The organism is Flavobacteriales bacterium (assembly GCA_016124845.1).
Lineage (GTDB): Bacteria > Bacteroidota > Bacteroidia > UBA10329 > UBA10329 > UBA10329.
Map to the genome: position 1 here is coordinate 98,235 of WGMW01000015.1, position 25,573 is coordinate 123,807.

Sequence of the window (25,573 nt, forward strand, 5' to 3'; positions counted from 1 at the left end):
AATCTTTGAGATGCTTCCTTCGTCAGCACGACAAGCGGAAGAGTTGAGAGCTGGCGCGGGGATTGATCACCTGATCAACATCATCTTCCCAAAGCCGCTTTCGATCCATTTGTCGGCTCCGCTATCGCGATGTTTGATGTAGTCGCCATTGAGTTTGGCCACCACGCGGTAGAGGTATACGCCATTGGCCAGTTGATCCCCGTATGTGTCTTTGCCATCCCACGCGTACTGCGTCATGTTGCGACCAATGTTCATGGGGCCGAGTTCATCGCTGGTGATCTCCTTCACCACCTTGCCTGAGATGGTCATGATCTGGATCTTGAAGTAATCGGGTTGGTCGCCTCCTGTAAGCGTGAAGACGAAATGCGTGGCCGTGGAGAACGGGTTCGGATAGTTGAGCACATTGGTGACCGTGGCCTCGTTGATCACCTCAAAGCTGATGCGGAAGAACTGGTCCCCGGCCGCGTTGTTCGACTTGTCGTAGCCCTGCACCCACAGTTCGTGTATGCCATCGACCGGGAATTTGGCAGGCCATTCGATGCGCGCCTTATTGGTGGGCGCCTGCCCCGGATAGAACTGCATGTTGGTGAAGTTCTGGAACCAGATGCGTTGGAGGTTCTGGCTGTTCGGTTCTTTGAGGAACACCTGGAAATCGGACGTATCGTTCAGCAATCGGAACTGGCTCTCGTCATCCAATTCAATAACGATCATCGGCTTGGCCGAAACGATGTCGCCATCGAGAATATGAATGCCATCGAAGGTCACATCCATGATGGGGTTGACGCTCTCTCCGCTCACATCGAATTTCACACTTGCGAGGTTGTTGAAGTGGTACTGTTCCAGCTGGTCGTAACCGAAGGTCTGGTCGGGCCTGCGGGGGTTCACCTCCACCCAAAATACGTTGCCACCAAGAAAATCGATGGGGTTGGTGGTGATGGTATCGATGAGGATGTCTCCCGATAGGAGCGGAGCCTGCCTCGGATACGGAATGTAGTTCTTGTTTCCGGCCGCGTCCTGGATCCAGTAATGCACCAGCAGGCTGTCCATATCGAAATCGGAGACGTTCTCAATGGCCACCACGAATTTCAGCAGTTGGCCATCGTGGATGGTATCGCTCTCAAAATGATAAGAGATGTGCGGGTTGAGGGCGGCCTCGGGCACGCCAGCGAACAGTACTTGCCAGCGGTCCATCTGCGGAGGTGTGCTGGCCGAGCTGTCATCAAGGCAGAAGGCGTTGAGTTTTAAACGCGGATAGATGGAAGCATCGATGGAATTGTAGAGGTCGAGAATGTCGGTGCTGTTGCCATCAATGCCACTCATCACCACTTCTTCCACACCGCTTGGGCGTATGCCTATCACGTTGATGGCAATGCTGTCCAACGTGGGCGTTTCTTTCGGATGCGAACGTACGTGTAAGGATTTCCATTGCGAAGTGGGTCCGATGTACTTGGTGGTAATGGTTCCCTGATTGTAGCAGCCCGTCATGGTGGCGGTAAGCGTAATGTGGTCGCTGAGCTGCGAACCGAACACTTCGATGGCCGTGCTTGGGTCGCCTTTCTTGCAGAAGAAGGCGTACGGTACGCCAGAAAGCGTGTCGATGGCCGTGGCACCGAGGTCGTGGAACACGTCAAGGACAGATTGAGGCAGTCCCGCCAGGTTCACATTCAGCCACGTGACCACGCCTATATAATTGCTGTCGGGAACGGTGGAGGAAAGGAAAGTCACCATGTTGCTCATGGATGTGCTGTTGGGCGTGGCCCATTGATACCAGCCTTCGGGTCGGGTTCGGCAGGGTTCCAGTTGTCCTTGCGCGCCTCCGCCAGGAAGGAATTCGCCTGTTACCACATCATAGCCTGGGGTTTTCCATGGCTCCAAGGTGCAGCCGTCCATCACAGCCGTAAGCAACTGTGGCGTGTACACGTTTCCGCCCGTACAGCCGAGATATTCCTCACGCCCGTTGTCAATGAAGTAATTGATGGCCTCGGCCTCGGCCAATGTGGTCGGGTTTCCGAACGTGTGGAGTTCCAACTGCTTCAGTGTCTGCACGAAATCCCAATCGCGCTCAGGACGGTCGTAGATGATGTCCGTGTATCGGTCGTTCTTGTACTGGAAATAATGCGCCTGCCCCCAGCCGTACTTGTCAATGATGTACTGGAACGAAGTTTCGCGCCATTTGTAGTAGCCGTACGTGGCCGAATCCACACTTGCCCGCCAGAAATACACCGTGCTGTCGGCCATATTTGCAAGGAGGTTCGGAGTCCAATTCACCACGCCACCACCTTGCGTAATGGTGGTAAATTCTTTGAGCGGACTGTTGAAACGGTCGGTGGTGTCCACTTCGATCCGATACGTTTTTACAGGCGCAAACGGGTTTCCGGTCGAGCATTTCAAGGTCGGTCCCTGATCGGGGATGACCGCAAACTCGTAGGGCCATATCGGAACGATGTCGGGCGAAAGCACATTCACATCCACACACACATCGTTGTTCGTTTCCAGCATCTCGTCAATGATCTGCGTATTGTCCAACGAGATGCAGAGCGTGTTGATGCCAAGTCCATCGATCAGGTCGATGGGAATGAAGACCACGGCCGTGTCCAAATAGTTCACGGGCGGATGATAAATGCTGATGGTCGTATCAATTTCGCCCGTGGGCAATTGCCGCGCGATCTCGATCACGAATGTATCGGTGAATGCCGCCCCAAGGTTGGTGATCTGGATGTCCATCTCAAACTCACTCATCTCGGTGGTGATCTCCTCGGGTTCGAACCACACGCTCTGCTGGTTTACCATCAGATCGGGCAGCGGCCTGTTGGTGATGTTGATGGCAGGGTCGCCATGAAGCGTGTATTCCAGATCGTGCATCCGCGTGATGTCGTTCTGCGGTTGCGCATTCTCGCGAATGGCCCGTTTCATTTGCCAGCCGATCGTATTCCCGTAAGCCAAATGACTCAGGCTGTGGTAGAAATTCGTGCAGTAATTGTTGAGATAGAACTTGCTGCCAGGACCGATGGTGGCCAAAAAGGCCAAAGCACCTCCCTGCGGCTCCAGCACCCAGTTCTCCGAAATGGAAGACGGGACGCTTGATGGCTGATGGATGTCTCCCGCGTAGCACGAGTTGGCCATCATTACCGGATACTTTCCGTTATCGTTACTGAAGAATGAAGGCTGATCGATCTGCACATCGAACCCGACAGCCGAACCATGACCGAAGAAATTGATGAGCTGCACACCAGAATTGATCAGCTCGGTGATGGAATCGACCTGCGTGATCTGGAACGGTTCCGAACTCGTTTTCTGGAAGGTCTGCACGCTTCCACCGTAAAGCGTGTCTTCAATAATGTACTTGTACGAATCCATGAACGCTCGGATCTGCAACAGTTCCACACCAGGGCTTCCGCCCGAGAAATGCAGGATCTTCTTCATCCAGAACTCATTGCCCAATGCCTCAAATTCCTGCACTTTCTGCATGTAACCGCTCACCTGTTGCGGGGTTTTAGCGGCCAAGCGCCCAACAGGAATTCCCGTTTCCTCCAAGTAGGTTCCTTGTCCGAGGAAAGCGGTTAGCATATTATCGCTTGGTGGATAACCGAACGATGGCACCAGTATCTCCGCGAAAAGCGCGGGATTGTTCCGTGCAGAAACATGATTCACGGCCTTGCCGATGAGGAAAATATGCTTTGGGGCATCAAGGTTGGCCAGCGCCCAAGCGGCAAACTTGCGAATGGCCAGCGGATGCTTGTTAATGCCCCAACCGAACTGGTTGTAGAGCTCATCCACATCAATTCCGATGGCGTTGTGACCCGAAATATTCCGATACGAAGCGTACTGTTGCACCTCGGTGTAAAAGGCTTTCGGTCCAATGGCGAAATAATCGGTGCTCGGGTCGAGTGCATTGAAATCGGTGAAGTATAACGAACCGTTCGGCCCTGCCGGAGTGATCTCGGAAACACTCGCCACCTGCGATTCGCTGGTGAGGTAACATTCCTTCACGTTGCCGTTGTCGGGCACCAGAAATTCGTAGTTGCCCGAAGAGCCGCCCACCGTTATCCTTTTGCCATTGGTCAAATCGTAAAGCAGAGGTGAGGCAGCAGCAAAACCACCCATCTGAATACGGCTTTTGGTCTGCGTTGGATAACCCGGATTATCATCCAACAGGAATTTGAAAGCCGCCACATTGCCGCTGGTGGGTGTTTGCGGATAGCGGATGCGGATGAAACCGATGGTTGCCCGGTAAGCACCTGCCGCAGGCGTGTTCGACATGGAGAACGTGAAGCTCGAACTGTTGTTTCCCAAGGCCGAAGTGGGGGTGGTGAGGTTGTAGCGGTAACCGTTCAGCCCCGACATTACATCGCTGTAACTGATGGAGGGTCCCTGAATGCTGATGTTCTTGTCGTCAAAGGTCTGCCCCACAACAGCGATCTCCACCTCCGCATCGGGTCCGTTCATATACCTGTTCGGGGTATTCACGTTCCAGGTCTTGGCGGCCGATGGGCTAAAATCGCCATTGCCGTTGCCATAATACCCTTCTCCACCCGAATACATGGGGCTTGTGCTTTCGGTCTGCACGTAGGTGGGGCCATAGCGGTACGTGCTGTGATCTTCCTTCACCACATCTTTAAGAATGTAGGGCGATGCGGTGTAGGCCGAAAAGTTGACATCGGTCTCCAAGGCCATCCGCAGGTTGGTGGTGGAACTGTTCCATGTAAGGAAGTAACGGATGGTGTCGTTGATCAGACTGTAATACGGATTGGCATTGTCCAGCGGGTTCTCGATATACACATCCGAATCGAACTCGCCATCGTTGCCGCGCGCATAGAATTCAATGAAATCGGTGGGGTCGAAACTGCCGTCCAGTTCTCCCTCCACGTAGATATACTGTTCCTGCCCTCGGGCAAAGATCTGTAGGCTTCGCGGGTCGATGGTAGCAAGGCTGATGCCCTGCGAGGCCAGCGCATCGTTCAGTACCTGATAGTTGATGCGGTAGATGCCTTCATTAAGTATCTGAAATTTGAAATACGGCTGAGAAGCACTCACCCACTCATTGCCGTACGGCTGCGAGAATGCAGTAAAAGTTTGGAGAAGAAGCGCGAAAAGTAAAAATCTCCCCATTCAGAATTCAGTTAGGAATTGAGAACGATAAGTTAGGAATTTCCGCCATTGGAAGACTTAACGGGTCATTATCAATTGCTTGCTCCCGCATCTGTTTTCGCTTTCTTCTTGAACATGTCTTTGTAGATGTCAACCTTCAGCGAGAAAACGTTGCTGAACAGCGCCACGGATTGGTTGCCGACATCCGTCAGCGCATAATCGATGTAAAAATCTTTGATGCGGACACCGATGCCCACGTTCGGCTGCCATGTCCAAATGTGTTTGCCGTTGTCATCGGTGTAATCCTGAATGTTGGTGACACCGAAGCGCACATACACGATATTGGAGTAGAAAAGCTCCAAGCCCCAATGCGGCTCAATGCTTATCGGGTCTCCTTTTATGAGTACCGAACGCTTGCCATCGAACGTGAAATCGAAGTCGAATTCTGTATAGAGACCGAATTTCTTGTACACGTTGAATTTTCTGCCAGCGGCAAGGATGACCTTTGGAAGTGTGACCTCCAATGAGTTTTTTGGAATATCGTTACCTGTCTGTTGCCAAACGGTTTTGGTCTCATCGTTCAATGTGAAATTCCACGCATTGAAGGTGGAGGTCACATCTCGCGCCATCAACCCGAATTTCCAGTTCTTGCGATCGTACTGCACACCACCATCGAGGCCAAAACCCCACGAATGCGCGAAACTTCCTACGTGTCGGTACACCACTTTCACCGTTCCACCATAACGCAAACCGGGAATTTTCGGGCTTTTACGACCTACGCTGAAAAGGAAACCGTAATCCGCAGCAGTAAATGAGGTTACCTTATCGTAATTGATGTTGCCTTCGTCATCGATGAGTTGCGTGGTGTTCGGAATATCATCCACGCCAAAGCGGATAAAACTGACAGCAGCCTGCGTGTATTGATCCACAATAGGTGCGGAAACAGCCGCATAATCGTACTTGGCAATTCCTGCAAAATACTCGGAGTGCATCAGCGATACCTGCCATTTCTGGTCGGCCAGCGGAAGCGCGGCAGGGTTCCAGTAACCGCCCGTTACATCATTAACGCTTGCCACCATGGCATTGGCCATGCCCATGCCGCGTGCGCCCACACCAATAGAGAGGAATTCGTTACTGTACTTTGGCGCCTGGGCCAGAGCTGTATTCCCAACAAAAAGCAGCGAAATGAAAAGGAAGGAGACGAGACGGAATCCGGTCATGTTGTTTCAAGCGTGTTAAAGTTATCAAAAACGGCTTTTGTAATACTTGCCGACCCTGCCAACGGAAGACGTTTCTGAAAATTGTGTCGAATGTAATGCTTCGAAGCAAAGCTATTGGGCAGATGTTTCCAATTTGTACACAACTTAGTGGTCAATAAAAATGGGACAGAAAGTTTTCTTCAAAAATCTGGATGCGCTTCGTTTCGTGGCGTTTCTGTTCATTTTTCTCGGACATGCGCTCGATACGGATAGCGACATCATCCGCCAATCTGCCGCGTATGGTTGGGTAAAGAATTACGTTTACATCTTTGGGAAAACAGGTTTCAGCTTTGCCTTCGTCCTGTCGAGTTACATTAACACATGGGTCATTTTGGAGGAACGCCAGCAGGCAGGGCACTTCAAGCCATGGCTTTACTACGTGAGGCGCGCCATTCGCATTTGGCCGCTGTATTTTCTGGTGCTTTTCATTGGGTTTGTGCTTCTGCCGCTGTTCATGCAATGCATGGGCGAACCATACCAAGAGGTTGGAAACCCATGGTATTTCATTCTTTTCGTGGGTAACTTCTACCTCATCGAACACGGTTGGACGCATTCACCCATCATCAGCGTGCTGTGGAGTGTTTCGGTGGAGGAACAGTTTTACATCTTCTGGCCGTTTCTGCTCATTCTTTTCAGGAGGAGTGAAAAATGGCTGTTTGCGCTGCTGTTGCTCATTTTCGGTATCACCACTTGGCATTATTACGGAACGGATGTGAACCTGTGGTTCCACACGCTTTTCCTACTTGGAGACATCGCACTCGGAGTACTGTTCGCGTTCATTTCCTTCAATAGGAATTGGGGATTTTCCTCTTTGCAGAGGTTGAGCCGCAAAGCCATCATTGCCATTTACACGAGCTTCATTTTTTCGCTGCTGTTCTACCATTTTCTGTTCGATAGCGACATGCTTCCGGGTGCCATCAACCTCATTGTAGAAAAGCTGTTCTATGCCGTGATTCTCTCCTTCTTCATCTTTGAGCAGAATTTCTGCGAGAACAGCTTCTATAAGTTTGGAAGGTTGAAGACCATTACTTACTTGGGTATGATCAGCTACGGACTTTTCTGCTTCCACGAGATAGGATTGCTGGCAGGCAATCGTTTTCTGTTGCATTTCGGGTTGGAGGAGAAGGTTTGGGCGTTCCTTATTCTGAAACCGTTGGTAGCGTTTGCATTGATCGCCCCATTTGCCGCTTTGAGCTGGCATTATTTCGAGAAGCCGCTGTTGGGATTGAAGCGGTATTTCTACACCAAGTAAAAAGTTACTTGCGTTGCAGTTCGCGGATCATCTGCCGCTGGCGGAACTGTTCATTCTTCCGCTTCACATTCAGCTGATTTTGCTCTTTCTGCCCGTCCATATACAATCTGAGGTATTCGCTGGACTGTTCCTCCTCTCCAAGATCGGAACAAACTTGGCTCAGATGCTTCAGAATTTCATATTCCATGAACTTCAGTCCAATGGAACGGGAGTAGTTCAGGGCGCTTTTCAGTTCGGCCTTTGCCTGTTCCGATTTTCCCATGCGGTGCAACGAAATTCCGATGTTCATCATGGAAGTTGCAACACCTCGCTTGTGCTTGGCCTGTCGATGCAATACAAGGGCGCGCCTCACCAGCTCCAACCCTTTACTGAACTCGCCTTGAAAAACGTGTACACCGGCCATGCCACCCAACATGTTGGCCGTGCCTTCCATGTCGTTGGATTCGCTGTAAAATTCCAAGCCGTGCTGGAAACAGCTCATTGCATCTTGGTATCGCCCCAGATTGAAGTAGACGTGTCCGATGTTTCCTGTGATGGTAGCAGCCAGATGGTGATTGCCCGCCCTTCTGGCAGCAGAAAGTCCCTCATCGAAATGATCCAATGCCACCCTGTATTGTTCCATTGTTCCCGAAATGATGCCCATACCGCTGTAGCAGCGCGCCACTCCGTACAGGTCGCCCAGCCCGAGGTATTTATCCAAGGCCTGTTCAAAGTACTCGATGCTCTGCGAGTATTCGGCCAGCTTCCAAAGAATGTTGGCGAAGCTTTCGCGCGTACGCGCATTGGCGGCCCGGTCGTTCAGTTTTTCGGAAAGTTCCAATGCCTCATCGGCACGTTTCCATCCCTCCACAAAATCATCGTTGTTGTGGTGCTTCAGCAATTGGAGAAGAATTTCCAATCGTTCGGCATCATCCTTCGCTTCCTCAAGCGAACGTTCCAATCTGTTTATCTCTGCTGTCATTCCGGTTTCGGTCACGTTTTATGAAGTAGCTGGCAAAAGGTTTCAGCAATGGAAAGGAAATATTGCATTTCGCGAAAAATGCATCAAAGCTGCTTTGCTACCTTCGGCAAATGAATCCATTGAAACACATTCCGAACGCGCTCACAAGCCTTAATCTGCTCAGCGGTTGTTTGGCCATTGTCATGCTTTCGGTAGGCGACCCGCTAACGGCCGCATTCCTTGTCATTGCTGCTGCAATATTTGACTTCTTCGATGGTTTCGCTGCGCGGATGCTGAAGGTCTCAACTCCCATTGGTGGCGACCTCGACTCATTGGCCGATATGGTCACCTTTGGTGCTGTGCCAGGGTTGATGTTGCTGCATTACTTGGAAGGTGGCTTGGGCAACCATATCACCGGATTGAATTCGTTCTTGGAGCACCCTGTGCTGTTGATCCCTTTTCTTGTTCCCGTGTTTTCGGCCTTACGCTTGGCCAAATTCAATGTGGATACGCGGCAGACGGACAGTTTTCGCGGCCTGCCGACACCTGCCAGCGCCATGTGGGTGGTTTCCATTCCCCTGATGATCGAATACATGCCTTACCATATCTGGTGGGATCCAAGCAATGTGATCGTTGCACCGTGGTTTGTGATCGTTTCGGCCATTGGCCTCTCGGTAATAATGGTGAGCGATATTCCGCTGATGGCCATGAAGTTCAAGCACTTTGGGTGGAAAGGAAACGGGGTGCGTTACGTGTTCTTGATAATTTCTGCGGTTCTGTTGATAATTCTGCGGCCGGTTGCCATTCCCATCATCCTATCTTTGTACGTGCTTATTTCAATCATCAATAACCTGTTTCTATCCAAAAATGAAGTACATAGCTGAGATCGATGTGATGCCCAAAAAAGAACTGCTTGACCCACAGGGAAAAGCGGTGAGTTCGAGCATGAAGAACCTCGGATTGCCAGAGATCGGCAATGTGCGTATCGGGAAGCACATCTCTTTGGAGGTGGAAGCGGATGATGAGGCTGCGGCCAAAGTCAAAGTGGAAAAGGCCTGCAAGGAGCTTCTTTCCAATCAGATCATGGAAAACTTTGAGTTTGAGCTGAGCGAGGCTTAAAGGTTACTCATTAGGGTCTGAAATCGTTAGGCCACATACCTGACAAATGACTTTGTCAGCTAACGGTAATTCGCCTGATAAATAGCCATCCATGCTGTCATATTTCTTGGTTCTGTAAAACTGAACTTTCTCAATTATTAGTTTGGTTGAACCACAACGAGGACAGTTTTTGTCTGATATTGGGATTGGATTTGAAGAACCCTCCTTGTAAATCGCTGCTAACGCGGATTGATTTAAGTTCTTTCTTTTCAGGAACAGGTCGATTTTTTCTTGAGTAGCTGACGAATAAGTGGGATACATGTAATGGTACATGATGGCCAGCTCGTATGGCTCATATCTTTCAAGTTGTGCCTCTATTCCATCTGCGGACTTACCTGATGTCTTTCTTAATTCGAAGTTCTGCCCCAGATAAACCCTTCTCACTTGCTCGTCATTGGCGAGGTCTTCGGCTGTGCCAGCCTTTAAAATGTCGCCTTCAAAAAGCAGGTAGGCGCGGTCGGTGATGCGAAGCGTTTCGTGAACGTTGTGGTCGGTAATGAGAATGCCGATGTTCTTGGTTTTGAGTCGCGCCACAATTTCCTGAATGTCTTCCACCGCAATCGGGTCAACACCGGCAAATGGCTCATCCAGTAGAATGAAATGCGGATCCACGGCCAGGCAACGGGCAATTTCCGTTCGTCTTCTTTCTCCGCCCGAAAGCAGGTCTCCACGGTTGGTACGCACGTGCTGCAGACCGAACTCATCCAAGAGCGATTCGAGTTTGCGGTGCTGTTCCTGCTTGTTCGCTCCTACCATTTCCAGCACGGCCAGAATGTTGTCCTCCACGCTCAATTTTCTGAAAATGGAGGCTTCCTGCGGCAGGTAACCGATGCCCAACTGTGCGCGCTTGTACATCGGTAGTGCAGTAATGTCCTTTTTGTCAAGATAGATGTGGCCTTCGTTCGGGCGGATGAGCCCCACGATCATGTAGAACGAAGTGGTTTTCCCTGCTCCGTTGGGGCCGAGAAGTCCCACAATTTCGCCTTGGCTCACCTCAATGGAAACACCTTTTACCACCGTTCGGGTGCCGTATTTCTTCTTGATATGTTCTGCGCGTAGTTTCATCAGAAACGGATTCCTGCTCTTACCCGGAAGCCCCATCCGCGTGCCGAACCGAGTTTGGACACGTTTGGATTGTCGAGATATGTGAAGCGTTTGACGAGGTCAACGCTCACGATCTTGAAAATATTTTCTATCCCCACACTTGCTTCCACATAAGGCATGCGTTCAAGCGTAAAGGTAACCTGCTTGTATTGTTCGTTGCCGTACTGATCGAGGATCGGGTCTCCGTTCTTGTCTTGCAACCTGCGCGTAGGGAACTGGAAAATGCGGCTGTCATTGGTCATTCCGGGCGTGTTCTGCACCGAAACACCACCCCAAACAGCTTTGGCGCCTGCGGTCATACGCCATTTCAATTTCTTCAGGAACGGAATCTTATTGAACACGAATCCATTGAAATGGTGATACCAGTCGAGCGAAATGTACTTGTCGCTCACGAACTCGAACCAGTTCATCATGTTGAATGTGTTCGGGTCGTGGAAATAGGTTTGGTTACCACGATGGATGAACAATAGTGGGAACGGAACGCGCCCCAGCATGTAGCCGCCTTCCCATTGCGTGTCGGAAAAACCGAACGGACTCATGTAGAAACGCTTGAATACGCGCACCCCGAATTTGTGATATTGGTACTGTGCGCCCAAAAGATTTGGGATGGCGTATGAATAACTCACATCAAGGATCGGATACTTGTTGAGCATCGGCACGCGCGAAGAACGGCCTTCGTAGTAGCGCAAATTGGGCGAATAGCGGAGCGAAACACCCACCTCGTTGGTGATCACATGGCTTGGATCTTTAACCGATGGGTCTATCGGGTCGAAGGTCAGAGCCCCGGCCGCCTGTCGTCTTCTGTGTTCGAGGTGAAGCCCAACACCAAGCCCGAAATTCCATTCTTTCAGGTAGTTGAGCCGGTACGAATCGTAGTAGATCATGAGGTTGGCCAGACCACGTCTGAATGAAAGGAAGATGTTGTCATCGCTTGCTAACAGTAATGCCTGTCCAGGCATTTGGATGTCGCGCTGAAACTCGGCTGTGATCTGATGATACGGCCGCTGCTTTATGAAGAAGGTGACACCCGCGCCTCCTTTCAAGCGTTTGTCTTTCCTGTCATCCAGGCCGTAGGCCAAATAGGTTGAAAGTCGCCAACGCTCACTGAATTTCTTGTTGGTCCGCACACTCATCCGGAAGCGCCAATGCTCCACGGCATTCAAACTCACAATTTGGTAAAGCGGTCCAATATCAACCGGACCGACCTCGTAATATCCAGAAATGACGAGGAAAAGGATGTTCATGGCGCGTTTGAAGGCGGGCAGATCCTTCATTTCCTTGGTCATGTCGTACACGCCCTGTTCGTTCTTGGTCAGTTCCTCGTGGCGCGTTTCCGTCCAGAATGTGTCCGGTTTCAGTTTCGCATCCTCATTCACAACAAATCGTGCCGGGTCGGACCAAATGGAATCGGGTGCGGGCTGATTGACCACAATATCGCGGTAAGTGACCGTTTTGGTGCCGTACATGCCCATGTTGTTGGTCAGCAGGTTGTAGTCAATGGTCATCTGATCCTTCACTATGTGCCATTTCAACTCATCCGAATAATCGAATTCCTGCTCAATTTCCAAAGCACTTACGAAGTTGATGTTGGCGCTTCGCGTGATGCCCATCTTCACCTTTTTCACAGCATAGGATGAATCGAGCGCCACCCACAGGTCGCCACGGAAAGCGAGGTCGGCACTATTGCGCGGCTGGAAGGCCATCTTCACACACTGAATGCCGCTCACATCCACCGTGTCGAGTATGAAGTATTTGTAAGAGACGGGCGCAATATTGGAGATCGGACTCTTGAACTGCTTCTCCATCAACAAGATGGTATTGTCGTAGATGTCGATGTCCTGATAGATCTTCTCCATGAAGTAGTCGATGCCCTGCTCATCCATGAAATCCTCGAAACCAACGGTTTTCATGCCGTAGATGATCTCTTTTTTATCCTGTGGAGATTTCCGCAGATAGACCTTCGATTTGGTTTCGGTGAAATACAGCGGCAGGTAAGGTTTTCCGTTCACCTCCGAAGTATCGACATACTGCCACATGAACTCGAACTTCTTGAACATCTTCCGGTCCATGAACTTATCGGTGATGTTGTTGAGGTCGATCTCCAGTTTCTCGTATTTGTCGAACTCGTAATGGTCGAAACCTTCCTTACGGTTCTGCTCGCGGTGATCGACCACTTTCTGAATCAACTGAACGGCCGGATTCTCCCGGTTCTTGTAGCGACCTTTTTCGGCTTTTACCGTTACTTCCTGCAGTTTGATCTGCGTGGGTTCCAATGCAAAGTCAATGGTCTGATTCTCTCCCTGAATCACCGATTTTATCAAGGGGTCGTAACCCATGAATGAGGCCTGAAGCTGATCGGAGCCCCACTTGGTATCGAGTTGGTATTTCCCGCTGAAATCAGTGGTCGTTCCAACGGCCTTCCCCACAAACGACACATTCACGAATGGCAATGGCTCGCCCGTTTGGGCATCGGTAATGGTGCCCTTCACCTTGGTCTTTTCCTGACCGTAGGTAAACCCGATAACGAAAAGCAGGGCGACAGAAAGGTAATATCTCACGTAAGTCATCAAAAGCTGGCTTGCCCTCCCGTCATTGAGGCGTCAAATATCGGTATTTGCTTTCGCTTCGTTTCTAAGTACAATTGCTGATACCCAAATGCTGACCTCGTAGAGGAGCATCAGCGGAACGAATACCAATATCTGGCTCGACACATCCGGTGGTGTGATGACAGCGGCCAGAATGAGAATACCAACTACGGCATGCCTACGATATTGTCTGAGAAGTTCGGGAGTTACCAGTCCGATCTTGGTGAGGAAATAGATGAGTACAGGCAGTTCGAACACGCCACCGCTGGCCAAAACCAACGTGGCAATGGTGCTGAAATAACTGTTCAGATCGATCTGGTTATGAATGGCCTCACTCACACGATAAGAGCCGAGGAAGTTGACCGAAAGCGGTGCGATGATGTAGTAACCGAACAGCACGCCCATGATGAAAAGCACGGATGTGTAGAACACCATTCCAGAAGCATATTTGCGCTCCTTATTATAAAGACCGGGTTTGATGAACCGCCACATTTCGAATATGATGTATGGGAATGCCACGACTACTCCTGCAATAATGGACACGAAGATGTGCGTGCTGAATTGACCAGCCATCGAAATATTGATGAGGTCGAACGGGATCTCGGTGATGCAGAGCAGATCCGAGAGGTTGAATTTCTCAGACAGTTCGCACAGCATCCGATAGGTCCAGAAATCAGGGTTTTTTGGACCGAGCAGCAGCGTATCGAAGATGAAGCCTTTGGCAATGAATGCAGCAATGGCCACAATGAAAATGGCCGCAGCCGAACGGATGAGATGCCAGCGCAGCACCTCAAGATGTTCGAGAAACGACATTTCGCCTTCTTCGGGCAGATCTGCTTCGGGAAGCTCTTTGCTCATGGGCTGCAAATGTAAGACCCCGGCCGCAGTAATGTCGGTGTGTTCTTCCTATTTTGTGCACGAACGAAAGTCGGTATGAACAAGCTCGGTTCGGGATTCATTTTTGCACTTGCTGCCGCGATCTTCTTTTTGGTGGTTTGGTTCACGTTCAAGGATGTGAATCTGGGGCAATTCGTACAGAATACGGCTTTGTCAGACGTGCTCAAACTTTTCGGTCTGGGGCTCATTTTTCACCTTTCGTTCGGTGTCATCATGTGGGTGGCGTTCTGGCTGCATTACAAACTACGGTTGCCAGCCATCGAAATTCTCACCCTCCCGTTGATGATGCACCTTTTCCTCTATCTCATGCCAATGAAAGGAGGAATGCTTTTCCAAGTGTTCTATTCCAAACACAAGTATCACCTCGATATGAGCAAAGGCTTTTCGTTAGGATTGATGGTCTTTCTGAACAGCTTGCTGCTCACCATTTTCCTTGGTCTGGCCATGATCTATCTTCTTCCTGTGGATTCATTGCGACTGAAACTCATCATTTGGGCAATGGGCGCAGGATTGGTCGGTATGGTGGTTTCAATGGGTTTTCTTCCGTCTGCAAACATCGTGGGAGAAGGTCTGCTGAACCGATTCCTAAACTTTCTGATCAACGTCCGTGTGCAGTTGATGGAGCAGTTCAAGAATATCCGACTGTTCTTCGGACTGTTGATCACCACATTGGTTTCGGTGATCATACAGGCATTCTGGTTTTGGCAAACGGCTTTGGCATTGGATTTTCCATGTGCGTTTGCACCTGTGCTTCTGGTGGTACTGATCCTTCGAATCATTCTGCTGGTTCGCGTCCTGCCAGGGAATTTGGGCGTGCAGGAACTGATGATCGGGGTGGTTTTCGCCACAGCGGGTTTTCAGATGGAAGAAGGTCTGATGATCGGAGTTATTACACGACTGATATCGGTTTTTTGGTCTGCCATGATCGGACTGCCAGCTCTTTACGCTAATCTCAAATATTTCGATTCGCATAGCCTCAAAGGTCTGCTGCAACGCGTTTCAAGGGCCGATCGATAATGGAACTACCTCAAAAACAACTGCTCGGATCTGCAGCAATGCTGATGGTTGCATTGACGGCCGTTTACTGGAATCATTTCGATAATGGCTTTCATTTTGATGACAGTCATACCATCATCAGCAACAGCTACATTCGAGATTTGAGCAATATTTCGCTCTTTTTTCAAGATGCACGAACCACCAGCACGTTACCTCCCAATCAGGCATATCGACCGATGGTCACTTGCTTGAACGCCATTGATCTTTGGCTTGCTGGCGCGATGGAACCGAGGGTATTCCATCAGCACATCTTCCTGGAGTTTCTTCTCTTATTGATGTTGTTCTACTTCTTGCTGGTAAAGCTTTTTTCGATGGCCGATGGCAGGAAACACCGATTGGTGGCGTTGCTTTCCACGGCCTTTTTCGCGTTCCACGCGGCCACGGCCGAAACCATCAATTACATCATTGCCCGCTCCGATGGATTCAGCACGCTGATGGTGCTGGCAGGAATGCTCATTTACGTTTCTGCCAGCAGATGGAAAAAGACTTTGGGATTGATTCCGTTTGTGCTTGGCTGTTTGGCCAAACCGACTGCCCTGATGCTGGCTCCGCTGCTCTTCGTTTACGAACTGTTGATGGAGCAACCCCCCGTTCTGGTCCGAAACGAAAAAACCACTTTGGTTTCCAAAGAGACGGACGCGTTCAAGAAGACAGGTGTTTATTTTCTGATCGGAATCTGCATGTACTTTTTCACGCAGTCTATGGCCTCCGAAACGGCTCTATCCATGTCTCATGCATCTGCCACAGATTACCTCATTACACAGATGGCCGTTATTGCATTTTACCTTCGGATATTTCTCATCCCTACTGGCCTTTCGGCCGATTCTGATATGAAACTGCTGCATTCGGTCGATGCTACTGTCATTGTAGGTGTTCTGATCATCCTTTCGCTAATTCTTGTGGGGTACCTTGCCGCACGGAAAAAAGAAACCCTGCCGATTTCATTTGGCATTCTTTGGTTCTTTATTGCGCTTGCGCCCACCTCAAGCATTGTTCCACAGGATGATGTAATGAACCACCATCGCACATTCTTTCCCTATCTCGGACTGACAATTGCGTTGGGCTGGAGCGTGCGTCTGGTTTTCGCCAAGCTCACCGACAACCTACCCTCTGCTTTAGCACGATCTGTATTGGCTACCACGGTTTTTATTGTGATCGGTGCAAATGCCTTTGGAACCTATGAACGCAACGAGGTTTGGGACAACGAAGAATCGCTGTGGAAAGATGTAGCGGAAAAAAGCCCGAATAATGGGCGTGGTTTGATGGCTTACGGCATGCAACTGCTGCAAAAAGGAGATAATGAAGGCGCGTTGAAATACCTTGAAAAAGCCAGCAAGACCTCTTTTGGAACACATCCGTATCTGGTTGCAAATTTGGCCCGATGCTATGCTGCTTTGGGACAGAATGACCTTGCCAAGCAGTATTTTGAACTCAGTTTGACGGGGGGCGATAATTTTCCGGAATGTCATTATCACTATGCCATCTGGTTGGCCGCGCAGGGCGATCTTCAAATGGCGCATCAGCAAATATCAAAGTTGTTGCAGATCAGTCCTTCGCATGGTGACGCTAAACGAATCCGCGATGCCCTTGAAGCGGAAATGACCAAGCGGGCAGAACAAAAAAGCATTCAAGAAGCTGCGGAGAAATACGTTGCATTAAGTTTGCAGTATTATCACGCAGGTCGGTTTTCGGAGTGTGTGGTCCTTTGCCAAAAGGCCATTGAACTTCGACCCGATTACGCAGATGCATACAATAACATGTGTTCGGCATACAACGAGTTGAAGCAGTATGAATTGGCGGTCAAGGCATGCGAAAAGGCGCTTTCCATCAAACCTGATTTTGAATTGGCCAAGAACAATCTGAACTGGAGCAAGCATCAATTGAAGCAATGAATCTCAATTCGAAATCATTTACGGGCGCTTTGGCCGCGTTCCTGATCGTAGCGCTCACAGCGGTTTATTGGAATCATTTCGACAACGGTTTCCATTTTGATGACAGCCACACCATTGTAAACAACGGTTTCATTACCGATATCCATAATCTGCCGCTCATTTTCAAGGATGCAAAGACCACGAGCAGTTTGCCGCTCAATCAAGCCTATCGGCCTGTGGTTACCAGCCTCAATACCATCGATTATTGGATCGGTGGAAAGTTGAATCCGAAGGTCTTTCATTGGCACATCTATTTGGAGTTTCTGGTCCTGCTGTGGCTGTTCTATTTGCTGTTGTTGCGCATTTTCAAAATGGCCGATGGCGAGAAACATCGCCTCTTGGCGGTTCTTGGAGCAGGATTTTTCGCGTTCCACACCGCAACGGCCGAAACCATCAATTACATCATTGCGCGTTCAGATGGTTTCAGCACGCTGATGGTGGTGGCTTCCATGCTTATTTACATCAATACGAAAGGGTGGAAAAAGCAGTTGGGACTGATTCCATTTATCATTGGATGTCTTGCCAAACCGACCACGTTGATGTTGGCCCCGATCCTGTTCCTGTATGATCTGCTGCTTGAGGATCCATCACTTTTCGTGAAACAGGAAAAACCGAAGTTCATTTCGAAGATCGTTGAAGCACTGAAAGGCACGGTTTCATTCTTCATACTTGGCGCGGTGATGTATTTCTTCACACGCTCCATGTTCTCCGATACATGGAAACCCAGTGATGTGAAAATGCTGGATTACCTCAATACGCAACCATATATCTTTTGGGTTTACATCAAAACGTTCTTCGTCCCAACGGGACTTTCGGCCGATACGGACCTTACCCTCATCAAAGAGTATTTCGCACCCAAAGTGCTTTGGGGTCTGTTGGTCATTCTGGCTTCGCTTGCTTTGGCCTGGAAGACGGCTCTGAAACGAAACACGCTTCCCATCACATTCGGAATCCTTTGGTTCTACGTGGCTTTGGTGCCGAGTTCAAGTGTGGTTCCGCTGGCGGAGGTCATGAATCATCACCGAACATTTTTTCCTTACATGGGATTGGTGATGGCGGTGGTCTGGGGCGGTTATCTGCTCATCCAGAAAGCGACCAAGGGCAGACCATCAACCGCAACAAAAGGCGTTGTGGCAGGCGTGCTTCTGGTCATTTTTGGATTGCACGCGTACGGAACGTACCAGCGCAATGAGGTTTGGGACAATGATGAGTCGCTTTGGTATGATGTGACGGTGAAAAGCCCGAACAATGGCCGCGGTCTTATGAACTATGGTCTGACCGAAATGCGCAAGGGAAACATGGAAGTGGCCATCAGCTACTTTGAGCGTGCGCTGAAAACGGGTTATGGTCGCCATCCGTATCTCTACATAAATCTTGGAATTGCCAAGAATGCGTTGGGAATGCGGAATAACGATGCCAAGTTGAAACAGGAGGCCGAAAGGTATCTGAAATTGGCAGTTCAATCGGGGCCAGGATACCCTGATTGCCATTATCATTACGCCCAATGGTTGGCCAACAATGGCCGAAATGATGAGGCGGTGAAGCATCTGAACAAGGCGCTGCAATTGAGTCCTGCGCATCAACAGTCGCAGATGCTGTTGGCCAAGTTGACGGTTTCGGCCGAGGATCAGATCAGGCAATTGGAGGAATCGGCTGTGCGGGACAATACGCCCGAAGCTTATTTGGACCTGAGTTTGAAATACTACAACCTTGGGCAATATGAGAACTGCATCAAAGCTTGTGATCGCGCGTTGCAGTTGAAACCTGATTATGCCGAAGCGTACAACAATATCTGTTCAGCATACAATCAACTGAAGTTGTATGAGGATGCGCAGAAAGCATGCGAAAAGGCGTTGGAATTCAAACCTGGCTACCAATTGGCGCAGGGAAATTTGAACTGGGCCATTCAACAACAGAAGAAAGGTCAGTAACCGTAAACGGCCATTTCCTCTCCGCAGATGTTCTCAAACTGGCGCTTCTGCTCGGAACTCCAATCAGGATATTTTGGAAATGTATAGCGTGGAGTAGAATTGTACACCTGATCGATCTCCGCACGCCAATCGTCTGGATTCATTTCCAGAGCCAGGAATTTCAACACGTTCTCATCAAAGTAGTCGAAGTCCTTCCGAAGTTTTTCAAAGAGAATTGTGTGGTTCGTGTTCTCGCGGATGAAGCGATTGTCGGCAGCCCAAAGCCAGCAGAGTTTTTCAAACCGCGACATGGATTTCCAATTTTCAGAATACGGATCATCTTTTGGCGGGAAGATCACATCGCCCATCGGGTCTTTACGGTCAAAGAGCTCGCGCGACATGAGTGAGCGCAGCACATTTTTCGGGTCGCGGACAATGAGAAACTGCTTCGCTTCTGGGAAAGCCAATTTCATGGCCGCGCAATGTCTTCTTAAAAACGGGTTGATCTCTCCGTAAACTTCAAAATCGAGTTCCTTGGTCCGGAAATAGATCTCGGCCTTTCGGTATTCGGTGGCGTAGTTGGCAGCTTCAGTTTCAGAATGGATCGCCTTGGCGTAGTACCAATAGTCGTTCACGTTGGCTTCGTGCTGAACAACGGCACGTTTTGCATGGCGGTTCAGGAAATCAGCCAAAAAGGTGGTTCCACTTCTAAAAACTCCGAAACCGAAAAAGAACCGTTTTGAATTTACCCAATCGTTGATCTCCTTTTCGTGCGCCTTTCCTTGTTTGGAAATGCTTGCCACATGCGATTCGGCCTTGGCGCGCAGCATGGAGCGCGTCACGAAATTGAAACCGGGAATGTAAATGTCGTTGTGGCGGTAGATGTCCATCAACCGCGTGTACAACCGCTTCTTTACCTGCGGATTTCCGTCACTCATCCACGCTGTCCTTACGGATTTGAGAAAGTTGCTCAGCGATCAATCCAAGGAAGAAAAACAACAGCCCTGTGGTGAAACCGAGCATGGCACCTGTACTTACACCGCGGCCTCGCAACGCAATTGGAATTCCCCAGGTCAGCGCAGCTACAATACTGAGAATGGCAATTGGGAAGAACACGCGCATGGGGTTAAAGAGAATAACGATGTTCAGGATCTCTTTTACCGTATCGATGGCCGTAAGCGTGCTGATGGTACTTACGCCCGCGGTCCTTGGTTTGATGTTGATCGGAGTTTCGAGAACCAGATGCCGTTTGCTGATGAACACCATGGCAATGATGTCGCTGTAGGCCATGTGATCGGGACACAGACGGATGTAGCGTTTGGCCATTTCCGCATTGTAGATCTTCATGCCCGAGTTGATGTCCTCAATGTGAATTGGCAACAGGATCTTCGCAAACGAACGGATCAACCATTTTCCGAGACCTCTATATAAGGATGCATTTTTGTGCGCCATGCGACTGCCCACGATCATGTCCGCATCGGTCTCGATGATCTGTTTGTGCAGCGCCAACACATCATTCAGGTCGTGCTGTCCGTCTGCATCAATGGTGATCACATATTTGGTTGTGGCATTGCGAACTCCCGTTTTTATGGCACCGCCATAACCCCGGTTCACTTTATGTGAGAAGAACTGGAACCGTTCCGCGCCTTGGTGCGCTTTCAACACCTCCAACGTTCCATCCTTCGAACCATCATTCACAATAATGAGCTGCAACCCGTTTGTTTGGACGAACTCCAAAAGCTCAGGGAGCAGCACCTTCAGCGAGTCTTCCTCGTTGTAGGCAGGTATGATGATGGAAAGGTCGTTCATCGATCAGCTTTCAGTTCAAAGGTCTCTTACTTGAGTTCAGTTCATTTTGTTCCGAAGCAATAAATGTAGTCTTCGTTGCAATATTCATAAAAGAATACGTTTCTCACCTGCGGAGGGTATGAAAAAGTGGAGTTCAATGAGCATATTCGCGTTCCCAAAATCGGGGGTTTGTCGGGCAAAATCGCCCCTTCGGATAAAAACTCAGATTATCACGTTGCACTTATTGGCAAATCCCTATCTTTAAGAGGAATACAAGGGAAATTGAATGGAAATAGAAGTAGGATCGGATCTTAAAGAAGCGCTGAAAAAGCACTTCGGGTTTAACAAATTCAAAGGAGAACAGGAAAGCATTATCCGTAGTGTTCTCGATGGTAACGATACGTTTGTGATCATGCCAACCGGTGGCGGCAAATCGCTGTGCTACCAGTTGCCCGCATTGCTTTCGGATGGCACGGCCATCATCGTCTCTCCGCTTATCGCGTTGATGAAGAATCAGGTCGATTCCATCCGCAGTTTCGGGGCAGATGATGGCATTGCGCACTTCCTCAACTCATCGCTCAACAAAGGTGAGGCTGACCGTGTGCGAACCGACATCAAAGAAGGTAGAACGAAGCTGCTTTACGTGGCACCCGAATCATTGAACAAGCAGGAGAACATTGATTTCTTCAAGGATGTGAAGATCTCTATGGTGGCCATTGATGAAGCACATTGCATCTCGGAGTGGGGGCATGACTTCCGCCCTGAATACCGCAGGCTACGCCCGATGATTGAGTCGATCGGAAGCGTGCCGGTCATGGCATTGACCGCCACGGCTACGCCAAAGGTGCAGCAGGACATTCAGAAGAATCTGGGAATGACCGATGCGAATGTCTTCAAGTCGTCCTTCAATCGCGAGAATCTCTATTACGAGATCCGTCCGAAGACGAAGAACGTGGCGCGCGACATGATCAAGTTCATCAAGCAGCATCCTGGTAAATCGGGGATCGTGTACTGCCTCAGCCGCAAGAAGGTGGAGGAAATGGCCGAAACGCTGCAAGTGAACGGCATCAAGGCGTTGCCTTACCACGCAGGATTGGATGCGGCCACACGCGCCAAGCATCAGGATGCATTTCTGATGGAAGATGCCGATGTGATCTGCGCTACCATTGCTTTCGGAATGGGAATTGACAAACCAGACGTTCGGTTCGTCATTCATCATGATATTCCGAAGAGTTTGGAAGGATATTATCAGGAAACAGGCCGTGCCGGCCGTGACGGTGGCGAAGGAAACTGCATCGCGTTCTACAGCTATGACGACATCATCAAACTGGAGAAGTTCATGCAGGGCAAACCCATCTCCGAGCAGGAAATTGGCAAGCAACTGCTTTCGGAGGTGGTGACCTACGTGGAGACCTCCGTGTGCCGAAGAAAGTTCATCCTCCATTATTTCGGTGAGGAGTTTGATGCCAAGCAATGCGATGACCATTGCGACAACTGCAAGCATCCGAAAAAGCAGGAGGAGGCCAAGGACGAAATGGTCATGGTGCTTCAGACCGTACTCGACATCAAAGAGAAATTCAAGATCAAGCATGTAGTGAACATCATGCTCGGTGTCAATTCCAGCCAGATCAAATCATACAAGCACGATACGCTCGAAACATTCGGGGCTGGGGCAGAGCAGGGCGAGCGTTACTGGCAGTCGCTGGTGCGGCAGGCCATCATCAACGGTTTCCTTTCCAAGGACATTGAGAACTACGGGTTGCTGAAAATGACCGATGCAGGCCACGCGTTCCTTGCCAAGCCGACCTCGTTCATGATGACCATTGATCACGATTATGAGACGGCCACAGAAGAGGAGGAATCCATGCCTGTGGGAAATATGAAGGGCGGTGGCGCGGCAGACGATGTGCTGCTCAAGATGCTGAAAGACCTCCGTAAGGACATTTCGAAGGAAGAAGGACTGCCTCCGTTCGTCATTTTCCAAGACCCATCGTTGGAAGACATGGCGTTCCGCTATCCGATAACCATGGATGAGCTGAAGGACATCACCGGTGTGGGTGCCGGAAAGGCCAAGAAATACGGGGAACCGTTCTTGGAACTCATTCAGGAGTATGTGGAGGAGAACGAGATAGAGCGCGAGCAGGACATGGTGGTGAAGACCGTGGTCAACAAGTCGAGCAATAAGGTGTACATCATCCAAAGCATCGACCGCAAACTGGATCTGGAGGATATTGCCGATGCCAAAGGACTGAGCATGGACGACCTGCTGACCGAGATCGAGCATATCGTGAGTTCGGGCACCAAGGTGAACATCGACTATTACATTGATGAGGCCGTGGATGAGGACAAGCAGGACGAGATCTACGAGTACTTTCAGGAAGAGGCCGAGACCGACAGCATTGAGGAGGCCTTGGCCGAACTTGGCGAGGACGACTACACCGAAGAGGAGATTCGTTTGGTACGCATCAAGTTCATTTCCGAGTTCGGGCATTGAGTTCTCGATACGCTTCGCACTCGAACTGACCAACCGCGCCAGTCACTTCGAGTGATTTCGAAGAATGAGAAATCGTATCGAGAAGTCATTCCACGCCACAGTTCTCGATACACGCTCGTTCCTCGCGCACTCGAACTGACGCTTGCGTTTGTCACTTCGAGTGATCTTGACGAAGGAAAGATCGTATCGAGAAGTCCCGCAAGTAATCTATCTTCCAACCATGAAGACCATGTTCGTATATCTGCTGCGATGCAGCGATGGAACGTATTACACGGGCGTTACAAACGATGTGGATCGCAGATTAAACGAACATCAGAACGGACAAAATCCAAATGCATACACATTTCGGAGACGACCAGTTGAGTTGGTGTATGTGCAGATGTTTCTCGACCCCATGAATGCGATTGAGTTTGAGAAGCGATTGAAGAAGTGGTCGAAAGCCAAGAAGGAAGCGTTGATAAACGGTGAATTCAATGAATTGCCAAAGCTTTCCAAGAAAAAGTTCCGTTAGCTTTTTTGCCTACACACGGTTCTCGATACGCTTCGCACTCGAACTGACCAACCGCGCCAGTCACTTCGAGTGATTTTTTGACGAAGGAGAAAAATTGTATCGAGAAGTGGTAGAAGAGTTACTCCTTAATCACCTTCACCGAAAAGCTGCGGCCCTTTTCATCACAGCCTTGGAGAATATACAGGCCGCTCGGCCAACTGGAAACATCAATGCGCAGCCGCTCCGATTCTGAAAAGGAGGGGCTGGAGGAGGTCATAAGCCTTCCATTCACATCAAAAACCGTCATTTCGAGCGAAGCCGAGAAATCTGCCTTTTCAATATTCAGCACATCATTCACAGGGTTGGGCCACACATCTACCATCACGATCTTTTCCTCTTCCTCAATGCCTACCGTGCAGTTGGGGTACGGGCAGCCGATGCTATCCACCTTCAATAGCCAGGCATCCTGCGAGTTATTATCCAAATTGATGGCCTGACCGCTCAACAGAAAACCACCATCATCCGTGGCAAGAACACCATAGAAAAGGTCGGTGTATTGGTTATGATTGTATTTCCGCTGCCATAGTAGATTGCCTTCGCTGTCTGTTTTCAAAAGCCAGCCTGCATTTCCTTCACCTGAGTTATCAGTTACGCCTGTTCCAACAAATGAGCCTTCTTCCAGTTCAAGGATTTGGTTGATTTCAGTTGCATCACTTCCTGGGTAGAGATACTCTTCCTGCCAAATTATAGTACCACTGCCATTTACTTTGATCAGCTTTCCTTTATCGACACCATCAATGATCTGTGCACCAGCTAAGAGGTAATTTCCATCAGAAAGTCGAATAATGTCGGTGCCAGTTTCCATATTCGAGGTTCCATACGTTTTATGCCATATCTCATCACCTTGCGGGTCGGTTTTGACCAGATAGAAATCCCGCTGTCCGTGACCATAACTTCGGGTCCAGCCGAGAAGGAAGAAATCACCGTTGGGCAGTTCAAGCAGGTCATAGGCTGCTTCCCAGTTTCCACCACCATAAAACTTCCGCCATTGTTCTGTACCAGAAGAGTCGGTCCTTATGAACATGTTATTTGCCGAATTGCCACTCGTATCTGCAGCTTGAGCATACATGGCATAACCACCATCAGCACATTGAATCCCAGCAATTCCGAAATCATCTCCATCTCGCGGGTATTCCACAGTCCATATGGCTTCGCCTATATCATTGAATCTGATCAGCTGTAAATTCTGGCCTACTCCACTTGTGTCTTCAATGGAATTGAAAAATACGTACCCACTATCGGGATGCGTGATCAAGGTTCCAGCCCTCATGCTTCTTGCCCTTGGGTTAAAAACATTTGTGAGGAGTTCATTTCCTTCTTGATCCATTCGAACGAAGTATAATACTGCCGTATCAGCATATACATCTCTTGATCTTGCCACAAACACCAGATTTCCTTCGTTTGAAACCGCGTTCAGTAGTATTTCTGTTTGGTGATCGTAGTCAAACAGCTTGTCAAAATAGATCGGTTGCGCCCAACCACCCAGCGCGGTCAGTAGAAACGGAAGAAGGAACAGCAGCCGTTGAAACATCGCCCTAAGTTAACCAACGGTGTTATGTGT

17 protein-coding genes are annotated in these 25,573 nt (G+C 49.6%); 8 read left to right on the forward strand and 9 right to left on the reverse strand.

From position 1 onward, the window contains the following. Window positions 1–66 precede the first annotated feature (66 nt). Window positions 67–5,109, reverse strand: a complete 5,043-nt coding sequence (locus GC178_07545; GenBank protein MBI1287421.1) for a hypothetical protein — start codon at window positions 5,107–5,109, stop codon at window positions 67–69. Between the two features lie 71 nt (window positions 5,110–5,180). After that, window positions 5,181–6,308, reverse strand: coding sequence for a hypothetical protein (locus GC178_07550; GenBank protein ID MBI1287422.1), 1,128 nt, complete (start codon window positions 6,306–6,308; stop codon window positions 5,181–5,183). Window positions 6,309–6,468: 160 nt separating this feature from the next. Between GC178_07550 and GC178_07555 the strand changes: the two genes are divergently transcribed. Beyond that, window positions 6,469–7,599, forward strand: a complete 1,131-nt coding sequence (locus GC178_07555; GenBank protein ID MBI1287423.1) for an acyltransferase family protein — start codon at window positions 6,469–6,471, stop codon at window positions 7,597–7,599. A gap of 4 nt (window positions 7,600–7,603) precedes the next feature. On the opposite strand, the gene GC178_07560 is transcribed toward GC178_07555, so the two are convergent. Continuing rightward, window positions 7,604–8,575, reverse strand: coding sequence for a tetratricopeptide repeat protein (locus tag GC178_07560; protein ID MBI1287424.1), 972 nt, complete (start codon window positions 8,573–8,575; stop codon window positions 7,604–7,606). 95 nt (window positions 8,576–8,670) lie between these two features. Here GC178_07560 and GC178_07565 point away from each other — a divergent pair, with 95 nt between their 5' ends. Continuing rightward, entirely contained in the window at window positions 8,671–9,423 is a 753-nt protein-coding gene (locus GC178_07565; protein MBI1287425.1) for a CDP-diacylglycerol--serine O-phosphatidyltransferase, read from the forward strand. Further along, entirely contained in the window at window positions 9,407–9,658 is a 252-nt protein-coding gene (purS, locus tag GC178_07570; GenBank protein ID MBI1287426.1) for a phosphoribosylformylglycinamidine synthase subunit PurS, read from the forward strand. Before GC178_07565 ends, purS begins: the two co-directional genes overlap by 17 nt. Before the next feature lie 3 nt (window positions 9,659–9,661). Here the strand turns inward: purS and lptB are convergent, their stop codons facing one another. The 3 genes from lptB to tatC are packed head-to-tail and all read right to left on the reverse strand — an operon-like array spanning window position 9,662 to window position 14,244. Further along, window positions 9,662–10,762 (reverse strand): LPS export ABC transporter ATP-binding protein, encoded by a 1,101-nt coding sequence (gene lptB / locus GC178_07575; protein MBI1287427.1) that lies wholly within the window; start codon window positions 10,760–10,762, stop codon window positions 9,662–9,664. After that, on the reverse strand, window positions 10,762–13,368 hold the full coding sequence (locus GC178_07580; protein MBI1287428.1) for a hypothetical protein: 2,607 nt from the start codon (window positions 13,366–13,368) through the stop codon (window positions 10,762–10,764). Before GC178_07580 ends, lptB begins: the two co-directional genes overlap by 1 nt. A gap of 33 nt (window positions 13,369–13,401) precedes the next feature. Next, window positions 13,402–14,244 carry a twin-arginine translocase subunit TatC gene (gene tatC, locus GC178_07585; protein MBI1287429.1) on the reverse strand — a complete coding sequence of 281 codons (843 nt, stop codon included), beginning with the start codon at window positions 14,242–14,244 and terminating at the stop codon, window positions 13,402–13,404. Window positions 14,245–14,319: 75 nt separating this feature from the next. On the opposite strand from tatC, the gene GC178_07590 reads away from it, so the two are divergent. From GC178_07590 to GC178_07600, 3 genes are read left to right on the forward strand one after another with little or no spacing between them, the layout of a single operon-like run. Continuing rightward, window positions 14,320–15,300 (forward strand): hypothetical protein, encoded by a 981-nt coding sequence (locus GC178_07590; protein ID MBI1287430.1) that lies wholly within the window; start codon window positions 14,320–14,322, stop codon window positions 15,298–15,300. Then, window positions 15,300–17,231, forward strand: a complete 1,932-nt coding sequence (locus GC178_07595; GenBank protein ID MBI1287431.1) for a hypothetical protein — start codon at window positions 15,300–15,302, stop codon at window positions 17,229–17,231. Before GC178_07590 ends, GC178_07595 begins: the two co-directional genes overlap by 1 nt. Beyond that, entirely contained in the window at window positions 17,228–19,201 is a 1,974-nt protein-coding gene (locus GC178_07600) for a tetratricopeptide repeat protein (protein MBI1287432.1), read from the forward strand. Before GC178_07595 ends, GC178_07600 begins: the two co-directional genes overlap by 4 nt. On the opposite strand, the gene GC178_07605 is transcribed toward GC178_07600, so the two are convergent. Continuing rightward, complete coding sequence (locus tag GC178_07605) at window positions 19,195–20,118, reverse strand: hypothetical protein (protein MBI1287433.1); 924 nt, start codon at window positions 20,116–20,118, stop codon at window positions 19,195–19,197. The genes GC178_07600 and GC178_07605 overlap by 7 nt on opposite strands. Next, entirely contained in the window at window positions 20,111–20,989 is an 879-nt protein-coding gene (locus tag GC178_07610) for a glycosyltransferase (protein MBI1287434.1), read from the reverse strand. The genes GC178_07605 and GC178_07610 overlap by 8 nt, the downstream gene beginning before the upstream one ends. A gap of 265 nt (window positions 20,990–21,254) precedes the next feature. Between GC178_07610 and recQ the strand changes: the two genes are divergently transcribed. Together recQ and GC178_07620 are read left to right on the forward strand one after the other, a co-directional pair. After that, on the forward strand, window positions 21,255–23,462 hold the full coding sequence (gene recQ / locus GC178_07615; GenBank protein MBI1287435.1) for a DNA helicase RecQ: 2,208 nt from the start codon (window positions 21,255–21,257) through the stop codon (window positions 23,460–23,462). A 220-nt stretch (window positions 23,463–23,682) separates the two neighbouring features. Continuing rightward, entirely contained in the window at window positions 23,683–23,973 is a 291-nt protein-coding gene (locus GC178_07620) for a GIY-YIG nuclease family protein (GenBank protein MBI1287436.1), read from the forward strand. 118 nt (window positions 23,974–24,091) lie between these two features. On the opposite strand, the gene GC178_07625 is transcribed toward GC178_07620, so the two are convergent. Continuing rightward, the gene (locus tag GC178_07625; GenBank protein MBI1287437.1) at window positions 24,092–25,543 is read right to left on the reverse strand and encodes a T9SS type A sorting domain-containing protein; all 1,452 of its coding nucleotides are present in this window, start codon (window positions 25,541–25,543) and stop codon (window positions 24,092–24,094) included. Between the last annotated feature and the right edge of the window lie 30 nt (window positions 25,544–25,573).

What these genes read in the sequence shown, in the direction of transcription:
- GC178_07545 (MBI1287421.1), bottom strand. Translation starts at nt 5,109, where the DNA reads ATGGGGAGATTTTTACTTTTCGCGCTTCTTCTCCAAACTTTTACTGCA.
- GC178_07550 (MBI1287422.1), bottom strand. Translation starts at nt 6,308, where the DNA reads ATGACCGGATTCCGTCTCGTCTCCTTCCTTTTCATTTCGCTGCTTTTT.
- GC178_07555 (MBI1287423.1), top strand. Translation starts at nt 6,469, where the DNA reads ATGGGACAGAAAGTTTTCTTCAAAAATCTGGATGCGCTTCGTTTCGTG.
- GC178_07565 (MBI1287425.1), top strand. Translation starts at nt 8,671, where the DNA reads ATGAATCCATTGAAACACATTCCGAACGCGCTCACAAGCCTTAATCTG.
- purS (MBI1287426.1), top strand. Translation starts at nt 9,407, where the DNA reads ATGAAGTACATAGCTGAGATCGATGTGATGCCCAAAAAAGAACTGCTT.
- lptB (MBI1287427.1), bottom strand. Translation starts at nt 10,762, where the DNA reads ATGAAACTACGCGCAGAACATATCAAGAAGAAATACGGCACCCGAACG.
- GC178_07580 (MBI1287428.1), bottom strand. Translation starts at nt 13,368, where the DNA reads ATGACTTACGTGAGATATTACCTTTCTGTCGCCCTGCTTTTCGTTATC.
- tatC (MBI1287429.1), bottom strand. Translation starts at nt 14,244, where the DNA reads ATGAGCAAAGAGCTTCCCGAAGCAGATCTGCCCGAAGAAGGCGAAATG.
- GC178_07590 (MBI1287430.1), top strand. Translation starts at nt 14,320, where the DNA reads ATGAACAAGCTCGGTTCGGGATTCATTTTTGCACTTGCTGCCGCGATC.
- GC178_07595 (MBI1287431.1), top strand. Translation starts at nt 15,300, where the DNA reads ATGGAACTACCTCAAAAACAACTGCTCGGATCTGCAGCAATGCTGATG.
- GC178_07600 (MBI1287432.1), top strand. Translation starts at nt 17,228, where the DNA reads ATGAATCTCAATTCGAAATCATTTACGGGCGCTTTGGCCGCGTTCCTG.
- GC178_07605 (MBI1287433.1), bottom strand. Translation starts at nt 20,118, where the DNA reads ATGAGTGACGGAAATCCGCAGGTAAAGAAGCGGTTGTACACGCGGTTG.
- GC178_07610 (MBI1287434.1), bottom strand. Translation starts at nt 20,989, where the DNA reads ATGAACGACCTTTCCATCATCATACCTGCCTACAACGAGGAAGACTCG.
- recQ (MBI1287435.1), top strand. Translation starts at nt 21,255, where the DNA reads ATGGAAATAGAAGTAGGATCGGATCTTAAAGAAGCGCTGAAAAAGCAC.
- GC178_07620 (MBI1287436.1), top strand. Translation starts at nt 23,683, where the DNA reads ATGAAGACCATGTTCGTATATCTGCTGCGATGCAGCGATGGAACGTAT.
- GC178_07625 (MBI1287437.1), bottom strand. Translation starts at nt 25,543, where the DNA reads ATGTTTCAACGGCTGCTGTTCCTTCTTCCGTTTCTACTGACCGCGCTG.